Raw genomic sequence first — 13,375 nt, 5'->3', positions numbered from 1 at the left:
AGAGGCGTGCGGCCCACCGGGCCGATGGCGCGCAGGAAGCCCGGATTAACAAGATGGCAGTGAAATCCCTCGTGTTTCGAAGAAAGTTTCCCCTGCTGGTCACCGGCAGCCTGCTGGCTCTGCAGCCGGTCGCAGCATTGACTGTACAGGCCGCCGATCAGTTCGACTGCAAGGTATCGGCCACCGGCGGCTGGGATTGCTCCCCGCTGCAGAACGCCAATGCCAACCTGCCACCGCGCCCGGCGCATACCGCGACCTCGGTCAGCACCGCCGCGGCGGGCAGCAGCGTGTCCGGCAGCGGAGGCGAAACCGTCGAGGCAGAGCCGACCCAGCGCCTGGTCACCGAGTCCGGCGGTCGCGCGCTGAAATCCCGCAGTGCGGACTACTCGCACCTCGACTGGATTCCTCGGGAAAAACTGACCGCCGCCCAGTTGGCGGAAATCGGCCCCTATTGCGGCGGCTCCTACATCGAGCCGGTGCGTCCGGGCATGGATGACGGCGCGCCCAGCGACGAGAGCCCGACCTACGTATCCGCCAAGGCTTCGCGCTACGAGCAGGAAAAACAGATCGCCACCCTCGCCGGTGACGTGGTCCTGCGCCAGGGCAGCATGCAGGTGGAAGGCGACGAGGCCAACCTGCACCAGCTGGAAAACCGCGGCGAACTGGTCGGCAACGTCAAGCTGCGCGACAAGGGCATGCTGGTGGTCGGCGACCACGCCCAGGTCCAGCTGGACAACGGCGAGGCCCAGGTCGACAACGCCGAGTACGTGATCCACAAGGCCCATGCCCGCGGCAGCGCGCTCTACGCCAAGCGCAGCGAGAACGCCATCATCATGCTCAAGGATGGCACCTACACCCGCTGCGAACCGAGCAGCAACGCCTGGACCCTGAAGGGCAACAACGTCAAGCTGAACCCGGCCACCGGCTTCGGCACCGCGACCAACGCGACCCTGCGGGTCAAAGATTTCCCGGTGTTCTACACCCCGTACATCTATTTCCCGATCGACGACCGCCGCCAGTCCGGCTTCCTGCCGCCGAGCTTCAGCAGCACCAGCGACACCGGCTTCACCCTGGTCACCCCGTACTACTTCAACCTGGCGCCGAACTACGACGCCACGTTGTACCCGCGCTACATGGCCAAGCGCGGCATGATGCTGGAAGGCGAGTTCCGCTACCTGACCCACAGCAGCGAAGGGATGGTGACGGCCGCCTACCTGAACGACAAGGACGACCACCGCGAGAACTTCCCGGACTACAGCAAGGACCGCTGGCTGTACGGCCTCAAGAACACCACCGGCCTCGATTCGCGCTGGCTGGCCGAGGTCGACTACACGCGGATTAGCGACCCTTACTATTTCCAGGATCTGAGTTCCGACTTGCAGGTAGGCAGCACTACCTATGTCAACCAGAAAGGCAGCCTAACCTATCGCGGCGACACATTCACTGGTCGATTGAACCTGCAGAAGTACCAGTTGGCGACCACTACCGATGTCACGCCCTACAACAGACTTCCCCAGGTAACCTTCGATGGTTTCTTGCCATATGAGCCGGGCGGATTGAAGTTCAATTACAGTACTGAATTTGTACGCTTCGACCGTGACTTGGACGAAAACACCTATCTCAATGACGATGGCAGCATTCAGGGCAAACGTCCGGACGCTTACTTGCAAGGGTTAGCTCGTGCCAATGGAGATCGGGCGCATCTCGAACCAGGCATGAGCCTCCCCATGAACCGCAGCTGGGGTTATCTGACCCCAACGTTGAAGCTCCTGTACACCAAGTATGACTTGGACTTGGATAGCGAGGGGAAGAGAACCCTAGGCACCTATAAGGAAACCTTCGACAGCAGCCAAGACCGCACCCTCCCATTAGTCAAGGTGGATAGCGGCCTGTATTTCGATAGAGACACTAGCTTTGCAGGTACACAGTTCCGCCAGACCTTGGAACCTCGAGCGATGTACCTGTACGTACCTTATAAAGACCAGGAGAAGATTCCGGTCTTCGACACCAGCGAGCCATCCTTCAGCTATGACTCACTGTGGCGCGAAAATCGTTTCTCTGGACGTGACCGGATAGGCGACGCCAACCAGCTTTCCTTGGGCGTAACTTCTCGTTTCATTGAGCCTAATGGCTTTGAACGGGCCGTAGTGAGTGCGGGACAGATTTATTATTTCCGTGATCGTCGCGTGCAACTGCCAGGTTTGACCGAGAAGGACCTGCAGCTCAATCCCGGCCTCAAGGACCCCGACTATGACAGCTGGCGTTCTCCGTATGCCTTGGCCGGCCTGTATCGCTTTAATCGTGACTGGAATGTTACTTCGGACTTCAACTGGAACCCGAATACCAGCAAGACCGAGTCCGGCAGCGCCATCTTCCATTATCAGCCCGAGGTGAATCCCAACAAGGTCGTCAATGCTGGCTACCGATATCGCGCGGATGCCCGCCGCTTCAACACCTCGACAGGTCGATTCGAATACGGCCGCGAAGACGACATAATCAAGCAGCATGATTTCTCGGTCATCTGGCCGCTGGTGCCGCAGTGGTCGGTACTCGCCCGCTGGCAGTACGACTACAACAAGAACCGCACCCTCGAGGCCTTCGGCGGCTTCGAATACGACAGCTGCTGCTGGAAACTGCGCCTGATAAACCGTTACTGGCTGGACGTGGACGACGACGCGTTCCTCGTCCAGACCGAGAAGGCCGACCGCGGTATCTTCCTGCAGATCGTCCTGAAGGGGCTCGGCGGCATCGTGGGCAACAAGGCTGAAATGTTCCTCGACAAAGGCATCCAAGGTTATCGTCAACGTGAAGATCAAGCTATGTAACCGGCTGCGCCCCCTTGCATTGGGCGCAGCACTCCTTTGCTCCTTCGCGCATGCCGAAGTGGTACCACTGGACCGGGTCGTCGCCATCGTCGACAACGATGTGATCATGCAGAGCCAGCTCGACCAGCGCCTGCGTGAAGTGCACCAGACGCTGCTCAAGCGCGGTGCGCCGCTGCCGCCCGAGCACGTGCTGACCCAGCAGGTGCTGGAACGCCTGATCATCGAGAACATCCAGCAGCAGATCGGCGACCGCTCCGGCATCCGTATCTCCGACGAGGAGCTGAACCAGGCGATGGGCACCATCGCCCAGCGCAACGGCATGAGCCTGGAGCAGTTCCAGGCCGCCCTCACCCGCGACGGCCTGTCCTACGCCGACGCACGCGAGCAGGTCCGTCGCGAGATGGTGATCAGCCGTGTGCGCCAGCGCCGGGTCGCCGAGCGCATCCAGGTCAGCGAGCAGGAGGTGAAGAACTTCCTTGCCTCGGACATGGGCAAGATCCAGCTTTCCGAAGAGTACCGCCTGGCCAATATCCTGATCCCGGTGCCGGAAGCCGCGTCCTCGGACGTGATCCAGGCCGCCGCAAGGCAGGCCCAGGAGCTCTACCAGCAGCTCAAGCAGGGCGCCGACTTCGGCCAACTGGCGATTTCCCGCTCGGCCGGCGACAACGCCCTGGAAGGCGGCGAGATCGGCTGGCGCAAGGCCGCCCAGCTGCCGCAGCCGTTCGACAGCATGATCGGCTCCCTGGCCGTCGGCGACGTCACCGAGCCTGTCCGCACCCCCGGCGGCTTCATCATCCTCAAGCTGGAAGAGAAGCGCGGCGGCAGCAAGATGGTCCGTGACGAAGTGCATGTCCGCCATATCCTGCTCAAGCCCAGCGAAATCCGCAGCGAAGCGGAGACCGAGAAGCTGGCGCAGAAGCTGTACGAGCGCATCCAGTCCGGGGAAGACTTCGGCGAACTGGCGAAGAGCTTCTCCGAAGATCCGGGTTCCGCCCTCAACGGCGGCGACCTGAACTGGATCGACCCAGAAGCCCTGGTGCCCGAGTTCCGCCAGGTGATGAACGATACCCCGCAGGGCGAGCTGTCCAAGCCGTTCCGCTCGCAGTTCGGCTGGCACATCCTGCAGGTCCTCGGCCGTCGCGCCACCGACAGCAGCGAGAAGTTCCGCGAGCAGCAGGCAGTAAGCGTACTGCGCAACCGCAAGTACGACGAGGAACTGCAAGCCTGGCTGCGGCAGATCCGCGACGAGGCCTACGTGGAAATCAAGCAGTGAGCCTGCGCTTCGCGCTCACTCCAGGCGAGCCGGCAGGTATCGGACCCGATCTGTGCCTGCTGCTCGCCCGCTCCGCCCAGCCCCACCCCCTGATCGCCATCGCCAGCCGCACGCTCCTGCAAGAGCGCGCCGGCCAACTGGGCCTGGCGATCGACCTTAAGGACGTTTCCCCGGCCGCCTGGCCAGAGCGACCGGCCAAGGCCGGCCAACTGTACATATGGGATACGCCCCTGGCCGCCCCGGTCCGCCCCGGGCAATTGGACCGCGCCAACGCCGCCTACGTCCTGGAAACCCTGACCCGCGCCGCTCAGGGCTGCCTCGACGGGCACTTCGCCGGGATGATCACCGCACCGGTGCACAAGGGCGTGATCAACGAAGCCGGCATCCCCTTTTCCGGCCATACCGAATTCCTCGCCGACCTCACCCACACCGCCCAGGTGGTGATGATGCTGGCCACTCGTGGCCTGCGCGTGGCCCTGGCGACCACCCACCTGCCGCTGCGCGAGGTCGCCGACGCCATTAGCGACGAGCGCCTATCCCGGGTCGCGCGCATCCTCCACGCCGACCTGCGCGACAAGTTCGGCATCGCCCATCCGCGCATCCTGGTCTGCGGACTCAACCCGCACGCCGGCGAAGGCGGTCACCTGGGCCGGGAAGAGATCGAGGTGATCGAACCCTGCCTCGAGCGCCTGCGTGGCGAAGGCCTCGACCTGGTCGGCCCGCTGCCGGCCGACACCCTGTTCACTCCCAAGCACCTGGAGCATTGCGACGCGGTGCTGGCGATGTACCACGACCAGGGTCTCCCCGTGCTCAAGTACAAGGGCTTCGGTGCCGCCGTGAACGTGACCCTCGGCCTGCCGATCATCCGCACCTCTGTCGACCACGGTACCGCGCTCGACCTGGCCGGCAGCGGCCGCATCGATAGCGGCAGCCTGCAGGTCGCCCTGGAAACCGCCTACCAGATGGCGGCCAGCCGCTGCTGACGGCGGTCGGCCATCGTTTAGCCCTGCCGGCCCGACGCTTCGCTGTTAAAATGGCCCCCTTTCGCATCCGCGCCTCCCGCCTTGGCCTGGGGCCCGCAGCCTGGAACCGTTTCCAATGTCCGAGCTTTACCAACACCGCGCGCGCAAGCGCTTCGGCCAGAACTTCCTGCACGATGCCGGGGTGATTCACCGCATCCTCCGTGCCATCCATGCCCGCGAGGGTCAGCGCCTGCTGGAGATCGGCCCGGGCCAGGGTGCCCTGACCGAGGGACTGCTGGGCAGCGGCGCACGCCTGGACGTGATCGAGCTCGACCAGGACCTGATCCCCCTGTTGAAGCTGAAATTCGGCCTCGAGTCGCGCTTCAGCCTGCACCAGGGCGACGCCCTCAAGTTCGATTTCGCCTCGCTGGTGGAGAGCGGCGAGAAGCTGCGAGTGGTTGGCAACCTGCCCTACAACATCTCCACGCCACTGATCTTCCATCTGCTGGAGCACGCGCCGGTGATCGAGGACATGCACTTCATGCTGCAGAAGGAAGTGGTGGAGCGCCTGGCGGCCACGCCGGGCGGCGGAGACTGGGGCCGGCTCTCGATCATGGTCCAGTATCACTGTCGGGTGGAGCACCTGTTCAACGTCGGCCCCGGCGCGTTCAACCCGCCGCCCAAGGTCGACTCGGCCATCGTCCGTCTCACCCCCTTCGCCGAGCCGCCCCATCCGGCACGCGATCCGAAACTGCTCGAGCGGGTGGTCCGCGAGGCCTTCAACCAGCGCCGCAAGACCCTGCGCAATACCCTCAAGCCTCTCCTGAGCGTCGAGGACATCGAGGCCGCAGAGGTCGATCCGACCCTCCGTCCCGAACAACTCGACCTGACCGCATTCGTCCGCCTGGCCAACCGGCTGGCCGAGCTGCCAGGCAATCGTTAGTCTGGTGAGACACTCGTCAGGAATCAGGCAAGCCGTATGAGCGATACCCAGCACCAGGTCAACGTCAGGGTCGACACCCGCTACCTTCCGGAACAGTCCGCCCCGGAGCAGAACCGTTTCGCCTTCGCCTACACGGTGACCATCGAGAACCAGGGCGAGGTTCCGGCCCAACTGCTGTCGCGCCACTGGATCATCACCGACGGCGACGGCCGTACCCAGGAAGTTCGCGGCGCCGGCGTGGTCGGCGAGCAACCGCTGATCGCCCCCGGCGCGCAACACACCTACACCAGCGGCACGGTGCTGGCGACCCGGGTCGGCAGCATGCGCGGCAGCTACCAGATGCTCGGCAGCGACGGAATCGCCTTCGACGCCGCGATCCCGGTGTTTCGCCTGGCCGTACCGGGAGCGCTGCACTGATGGCGGTCTACGCGGTAGGCGACCTGCAGGGTTGCCTGGATCCCCTGAAATGCCTGCTGGAGCGCGTCGCCTTCGACCCGGCCAAGGACCGCCTGTGGCTGGTCGGCGACCTGGTCAACCGCGGCCCGCAGTCCCTGGAGACGCTGCGCTTCCTCTATGCCATGCGCGAGTCGGTGGTCAGCGTCCTGGGCAACCACGACCTGCACCTGCTGGCGGTGGCGCACAAGTCCGAGCGCCTGAAGAAGTCCGACACGCTGCGGGAAATCCTCGAGGCGCCGGACCGCGAGCCACTGCTCGACTGGCTGCGTCGCCTGCCGCTGCTGCACTACGACGAACAACGCAAGGTCGCCCTGGTGCATGCCGGCATCCCCCCGCAGTGGAGCCTGGAAAAAGCCCGCCTGCGCGCAGCCGAGGTGGAGCAAGCATTGCGCGACGACCAGCGCCTGCCGCTGTTCCTCGACGGCATGTACGGCAACGAACCGGCCAAGTGGGACAAGAAGCTGCATGGCATCGACCGCCTGAGGGTGATCACCAACTACTTCACCCGCATGCGTTTCTGCACCGAAGATGGCAAGCTCGACCTGAAGAGCAAGGAAGGCCTCGACACCGCGCCGCCCGGCTACGCCCCCTGGTTCAGCTTCCCTTCGCGCAAGACCCGCGGCGAGAAGATCATCTTCGGCCACTGGGCGGCCCTCGAAGGCCACTGCGACGAGCCCGGCCTGTTCGCCCTGGACACCGGCTGCGTCTGGGGCGCGCGGATGACCCTGCTGAACGTCGACAGCGGCGAACGCCTGAGCTGCGATTGCGCCGAACAGCGCGCGCCGGCCAGACCCGCCGCCACGCCCGCATGAATCCCCGGCGTCCGGTGGACGCCCTGTACACAGGTACCCCGACATGAGCGACACCTTCCAGCGCATCGCCCCCGAACAGGCCCGCCAGCTCCGCGAAAACGGCGCCCAGGTGGTCGACATCCGCGACCCGCAGAGCTTCGCTGTCGGCCACATCAGCGGCTCGCGGCACATCGACAACCACTCGGTGGCGGACTTCATCGCCGCCGCCGACCTCGACGCTCCGCTGGTGGTGGTCTGCTACCACGGTAACTCCAGCCAGAGCGCCGCCGCCTATTTCATCCAGCAGGGCTTCAGCGACGTCTACAGCCTCGACGGCGGCTTCGAGCTATGGCGCAGCGTCTATCCCGCGGATACCAGCAGCGGCGAAGCGGAGTAGGCCGCGCCGCTACCCCGCCAAAAAAACTGTAACTTCTCTCGCCTTTCTTCCTTTACTCCGTCCAGAACGAACTATTCTTTTCCTCAGGCCATCCAAAACAGGGGAGAGCCGGCACACCGGCTTCCGGGCCATCGGCTGTGACCGTTAGGAGCGCTGGCGGAAAGGGAAGCACCGTGCAGCGACGGAGTCTGGGGGATTCTCGCCGGCCTGGCTGGCGGCCCCCCCGCACCCGCACGACCGATCCCGCGCCGGCTCACTGCATCGAGCGAGGAGACGTCATGAGCATTTTCAGTCACTTCCAGGAACGCTTCGAAGCGACCCGCCAAGAGGAATATTCCCTCCAGGAATATCTCGACCTCTGCAAGCAAGACAAGACAGCCTATGCCTCTGCCGCCGAGCGCCTGCTGATGGCGATCGGCGAGCCGGAATTGCTGGACACCTCGGTGGACTCCAGGCTGTCGCGGATCTTCTCCAACAAGGTGATTCGCCGCTACCCGGCGTTCGCCGACTTCCACGGCATGGAGGAATGCATCGACCAGATCGTCGCGTTCTTCCGCCACGCGGCCCAGGGCCTGGAGGAGAAGAAGCAGATCCTTTACCTGCTCGGCCCGGTCGGCGGCGGTAAATCCTCCCTGGCGGAAAAACTCAAGCAACTGATGGAGAAGGTGCCCTTCTACGCGATCAAGGGCTCACCGGTCTTCGAGTCGCCGCTGGGCTTGTTCAACCCCGACGAAGACGGCGCCATCCTCGAGGAGGACTACGGCATCCCGAGGCGCTACCTGCGCTCGATCATGTCGCCCTGGGCAACCAAGCGCCTCAACGAGTTCGGCGGCGACATCAGCCAGTTCCGCGTGGTCAAGCTGTACCCCTCGATCCTCAACCAGATCGCCATCGCCAAGACCGAACCCGGCGACGAGAACAACCAGGACATATCCGCGCTGGTCGGCAAGGTCGACATCCGCAAGCTGGAGGAATACCCGCAGAACGACGCGGACGCCTACAGCTATTCGGGCGCCCTCTGCCGGGCCAACCAGGGCCTGATGGAATTCGTCGAGATGTTCAAGGCCCCGATCAAGGTCCTGCACCCGCTGCTGACCGCGACCCAGGAAGGCAACTACAACAGCACCGAAGGCCTCGGCGCCCTGCCCTACAGCGGCATCATCCTGGCTCACTCCAACGAATCGGAATGGCACAGTTTCCGCAACAACAAGAACAACGAGGCCTTCATCGACCGCATCTACATCGTCAAGGTGCCGTACTGCCTGCGCGTGGCGGACGAGATCAAGATCTACGACAAGTTGCTGGTCAACAGCTCGCTGGCGCATGCCCACTGCGCGCCGGACACCCTGAAGATGCTCTCGCAGTTCTCCGTGCTGTCGAGGCTGAAAGAGCCGGAAAACTCGAATATCTACTCGAAGATGCGGGTATATGACGGCGAAAACCTGAAAGATACCGATCCCAAGGCCAAGTCGATCCAGGAATACCGCGACTCGGCCGGGGTCGACGAAGGCATGGCCGGGCTTTCCACCCGCTTCGCCTTCAAGATCCTCTCCAAGGTATTCAACTTCGACCCGCACGAGGTAGCGGCCAACCCGGTGCACCTGCTCTACGTCCTCGAACAGCAGATCGAGCAGGAACAGTTCCAGCCGGAAACCCGCGAGCGCTACCTGCGCTTCATCAAGGAATACCTGGCGCCGCGCTACGTCGAGTTCATCGGCAAGGAAATCCAGACCGCCTACCTGGAGTCCTACAGCGAATACGGTCAGAACATCTTCGACCGCTATGTGCTGTACGCCGACTTCTGGATCCAGGACCAGGAATACCGCGACCCGGAAACCGGCGAGATCCTCAACCGCGCCGCCCTCAACGAGGAACTGGAGAAGATCGAGAAACCCGCCGGCATCAGCAACCCGAAGGACTTCCGCAACGAGATCGTCAACTTCGTGCTGCGCGCCCGCGCCGGCAACAACGGCAAGAACCCGAGCTGGCTGTCCTACGAGAAGCTGCGCGTAGTGATCGAGAAGAAGATGTTCTCCAACACCGAGGACCTGCTTCCGGTCATCAGCTTCAACGCCAAGGCCAGCAAGGAGGACCAGCAGAAGCACAACGACTTCGTCAAACGCATGGTCGAGCGCGGCTACACCGAGAAGCAGGTCCGCCTGCTGTCGGAATGGTACCTGCGGGTTCGCAAGTCGCAGTAGTCTGCCATCGGTACGGTCGCTGCGACCGTACCGGTCGCCGTCGCATTCGGACCTCGGCGCCTCCGCTCCGGCGGGGCGCCACAGGCCCTGAGGAGCATTCATGAGCTACGTCATCGACCGGCGTCTGAACGGCAAGAACAAGAGCACGGTGAACCGCCAGCGCTTCCTGAGGCGCTACCGTGAACACATCAAGAAGGCCGTCGAGGAGGCCGTCAGCCGGCGTTCCATTACCGACATGGAGCACGGCGAGCAGATCAGCATTCCCGGGCGCGATATCGACGAACCGGTGCTGCACCATGGCCGCGGCGGGCGGCAGACCGTCGTCCACCCCGGCAACAAGGAATTCACCGCCGGCGAGCACATCGCCCGCCCATCCGGCGGCGGCGGCGGCCGCGGCGGCGGCAAGGCCAGCAACAGCGGCGAAGGCATGGACGACTTCGTCTTCCAGATCACCCAGGAGGAATTCCTCGACTTCATGTTCGAGGACCTGGAGCTGCCCAACCTGGTCAAGCGCCACATCACCGGCACCGACACCTTCAAGACCGTCCGCGCCGGCATCAGCAACGACGGCAACCCGTCGCGCATCAACATCGTCCGCACCCTGCGCTCGGCCCATGCGCGGCGCATCGCGCTGTCCGGCGGCAGCCGGGCCAAGCTGCGCGCGGCGCTGAAGGAACTGGAGCGGATCAAGCGCGAAGAGCCGGACAACCTCGGCGATATCCAGGAACTCGAGCTGGAAATCGCCAAGCTCCGCGCGCGCATCGACCGGGTGCCGTTCCTCGATACCTTCGATCTCAAGTACAACCTGCTGGTCAAGCAGCCCAACCCCACCTCCAAGGCGGTGATGTTCTGCCTGATGGACGTCTCCGGCTCGATGACCCAGGCGACCAAGGACATCGCCAAGCGCTTCTTCATCCTGCTCTACCTGTTCCTCAAGCGGAACTACGAGAAGATCGAAGTGGTGTTCATCCGCCACCACACCAGCGCCCGCGAGGTCGACGAGGAGGAGTTCTTCTACTCCCGCGAGACCGGCGGCACCATCGTCTCCAGCGCGCTGAAGATGATGCAGGAGATCATGGCCGAGCGTTATCCGACCCATGAGTGGAACATCTACGCCGCCCAGGCCTCGGACGGCGACAACTGGAACGACGACTCGCCGGTGTGCCGGGACATCCTCCTCAAGCAGATCATGCCGTTCGTCCAGTACTACACCTACGTCGAGATCACCCCGCGCGAACACCAGGCCCTGTGGTTCGAGTACGAGCGCGTGCGCGAAGCCTTCGAAGACAGCTTCGCCCAGCAGCAGATCGTCTCGGCATCGGACATCTACCCGGTGTTCCGCGAGCTGTTCCAGAGGAGGCTCGTCGCATGAGCAAGCGCCAGCCCATCGCCACCGGCTCGGAATGGACCTTCGAGCTGATCCAGCAGTACGACCGGGAAATCAGCAGGATCGCCGAGCGCTATGCCCTGGATACCTATCCGAACCAGATCGAGGTGATCACCGCCGAGCAGATGATGGACGCCTACGCCTCGGTGGGCATGCCGATCGGCTATAACCACTGGTCCTACGGCAAGCACTTCCTCAGTACGGAAAAGAACTACAAGCGTGGCCAGATGGGCCTGGCCTACGAGATCGTGATCAACTCCGATCCCTGCATCGCCTACCTGATGGAGGAAAACACCCAGTGCATGCAGGCGCTGGTGATCGCCCACGCCTGCTACGGGCACAACAGTTTCTTCAAGGGCAACTACCTGTTCCGCACCTGGACCGATGCCAGTTCAATCATCGATTACCTGGTGTTCGCCAAGCAGTACATCATGCAGTGCGAGGAGCGCTACGGGATCGACGCGGTGGAAGACCTGCTCGACTCCTGCCACGCCCTGATGAACTACGGTGTCGACCGCTACAAGCGTCCTTACCCGATTTCCGCGGAAGAGGAGCGGCAGCGGCAGAAGGAGCGCGAGGAACTGATCCAGCGCCAGGTCAATGACCTCTGGCGGACCATCCCGCGCGTCGGCGGCAAGGACAAGGAACAATCCATGGCGCGCTATCCGAGCGAGCCGCAGGAGAACATCCTCTACTTCATCGAGAAGAACGCGCCGCTTCTGGAGCCCTGGCAGCGCGAGGTGATCCGCATCGTGCGCAAGATCGCCCAGTATTTCTACCCGCAACGCCAGACCCAGGTGATGAACGAAGGCTGGGCGACCTTCTGGCACTACACGCTGCTCAACGACCTCTACGACGAAGGCCTGGTCAACGACGGCTTCATGATGGAGTTCCTGCAATACCACACCAGCGTGGTCTACCAGCCGTCCTTCGACAGCCCCTATTACAGCGGCATCAACCCCTACGCCCTGGGCTTCGCCATGTACCGCGACATCCGCCGCATCTGCGAGGAACCTACCGACGAGGACCGCCGCTGGTTCCCGGATATCGCCGGCAGCGACTGGCTGGCCACGCTGAAGTTCGCCATGAAGAGCTTCAAGGACGAAAGCTTCATCCTGCAGTTCCTCTCGCCCAAGGTGATTCGCGACCTGAAGCTGTTCAGCATTCTCGACGACGACCAGAAGGACGACCTGCTGGTCGCGGCGATCCACGACGAAGCCGGCTACCGCACCATCCGCGAGACCCTGGCGGCGCAGTACAACCTCGGCAACCGCGAGCCGAACATCCAGATCTGGAACGTCGACCGTCGCGGCGACCGCTCGCTGACCCTGCGCCACCAGCAGTTCGACCGCCAGCCGCTGAGCGATTCCACCGCCGACGTGCTCAAGCACCTGCATCGCTTGTGGGGCTTCGATATCCACCTGGAGACCCTACAGGGCGACCAGCTCGTGCAGACCCACCACATGCCGCCCAAGGGCGCCAGCGAGGGCGAGGAAGGCTACCCGCGTTTGGACCTGATCATCCCGCCCATTTGATCGGTTGACGTCCGCCCCGACCGCCGGCCAGCATGCCGGCACGGTCGGGCCGCCCACAGCAGAACAAGAAGCCGGCCGTCCACGGGAGCCGCCATGCGCCTGTTCGCCATCGTCCTGCTCTGCCTCGTCCTGGCCACCTGCGCCAGCCACATCCCCAGCGCCCGGGTGACCCATCCGGCCAGCGCCGGACTGCCCGGCCTGCAAGGTTTCCAGTTGATGCCGCCGGAACAGGCGGTCGACGCCCTTCCCTACCGCAACCGCTATCCGCTGATAAACGCAGAGCTGCGCCAGGGACTGGCGGCCCACGGCTACCACGAGAGCGCCACCCCGCAATTCCGCGTCTACTACTGGCTGGCGCTGCGCGACGCACCGCTGGAATTCCGCCCCGACCTTCCGCCCACCTCCGGCATGGGGCCTTATCTGGCGATCCACCGTCTGCGCGACGAAACCGGGACATTGCGCGTGCGCCTGGTCGACCTGGAGGAGCGCGTTCTCTGGGAAGGTATGGTAAGCACCGGCCTCAGCCCCGCCAGGGCCAATCCGGAACAGCTCGAACTGGCGGTCAGCGCCCTGCTCCGGCAGCTTCCACGCGCCCGCTAGGACAC

General features: G+C 63.8%; 11 protein-coding genes. All 11 read left to right on the top strand.

Annotation, left to right across the window (positions count from 1 at the left end; genetic code table 11):
* Positions 1-53: 53 nt before the first annotated feature.
* Positions 54-2,825 (top strand): LPS-assembly protein LptD, encoded by a 2,772-nt coding sequence (gene lptD / locus ACYAF3_RS14495; protein WP_031685245.1) that lies wholly within the window; start codon positions 54-56, stop codon positions 2,823-2,825.
* On the top strand, positions 2,806-4,098 hold the full coding sequence (locus ACYAF3_RS14490) for a peptidylprolyl isomerase (protein ID WP_003109024.1): 1,293 nt from the start codon (positions 2,806-2,808) through the stop codon (positions 4,096-4,098). Before lptD ends, ACYAF3_RS14490 begins: the two co-directional genes overlap by 20 nt.
* On the top strand, positions 4,095-5,081 hold the full coding sequence (gene pdxA / locus ACYAF3_RS14485) for a 4-hydroxythreonine-4-phosphate dehydrogenase PdxA (RefSeq protein ID WP_033936327.1): 987 nt from the start codon (positions 4,095-4,097) through the stop codon (positions 5,079-5,081). The genes ACYAF3_RS14490 and pdxA overlap by 4 nt, the downstream gene beginning before the upstream one ends.
* A gap of 115 nt (positions 5,082-5,196) precedes the next feature.
* A complete protein-coding gene (gene rsmA, locus ACYAF3_RS14480; protein WP_023114717.1) occupies positions 5,197-6,003 on the top strand; it encodes a 16S rRNA (adenine(1518)-N(6)/adenine(1519)-N(6))-dimethyltransferase RsmA in 807 nt (268 codons plus the stop codon).
* Positions 6,004-6,039: 36 nt separating this feature from the next.
* The gene (gene apaG, locus ACYAF3_RS14475) at positions 6,040-6,420 is read left to right on the top strand and encodes a Co2+/Mg2+ efflux protein ApaG (protein ID WP_003085085.1); all 381 of its coding nucleotides are present in this window, start codon (positions 6,040-6,042) and stop codon (positions 6,418-6,420) included.
* The gene (locus ACYAF3_RS14470) at positions 6,420-7,271 is read left to right on the top strand and encodes a symmetrical bis(5'-nucleosyl)-tetraphosphatase (RefSeq protein WP_003113213.1); all 852 of its coding nucleotides are present in this window, start codon (positions 6,420-6,422) and stop codon (positions 7,269-7,271) included. The genes apaG and ACYAF3_RS14470 overlap by 1 nt, the downstream gene beginning before the upstream one ends.
* A gap of 43 nt (positions 7,272-7,314) precedes the next feature.
* Positions 7,315-7,647, top strand: coding sequence for a thiosulfate sulfurtransferase GlpE (glpE, locus tag ACYAF3_RS14465; protein ID WP_003099577.1), 333 nt, complete (start codon positions 7,315-7,317; stop codon positions 7,645-7,647).
* A gap of 278 nt (positions 7,648-7,925) precedes the next feature.
* Complete coding sequence (locus tag ACYAF3_RS14460) at positions 7,926-9,848, top strand: PrkA family serine protein kinase (protein ID WP_003085078.1); 1,923 nt, start codon at positions 7,926-7,928, stop codon at positions 9,846-9,848.
* Between the two features lie 100 nt (positions 9,849-9,948).
* Positions 9,949-11,220 (top strand): YeaH/YhbH family protein, encoded by a 1,272-nt coding sequence (locus tag ACYAF3_RS14455; protein ID WP_003099579.1) that lies wholly within the window; start codon positions 9,949-9,951, stop codon positions 11,218-11,220.
* A complete protein-coding gene (locus ACYAF3_RS14450; protein WP_003099581.1) occupies positions 11,217-12,770 on the top strand; it encodes a SpoVR family protein in 1,554 nt (517 codons plus the stop codon). Before ACYAF3_RS14455 ends, ACYAF3_RS14450 begins: the two co-directional genes overlap by 4 nt.
* 93 nt (positions 12,771-12,863) lie before the next feature.
* On the top strand, positions 12,864-13,370 hold the full coding sequence (locus ACYAF3_RS14445) for a DUF4136 domain-containing protein (RefSeq protein WP_023088786.1): 507 nt from the start codon (positions 12,864-12,866) through the stop codon (positions 13,368-13,370).
* Positions 13,371-13,375 lie beyond the last annotated feature (5 nt).

This window comes from Pseudomonas sp. TZ252 (genome assembly GCF_056110345.1).
This window is presented reverse-complemented; position numbering and strand designations above follow the sequence as displayed.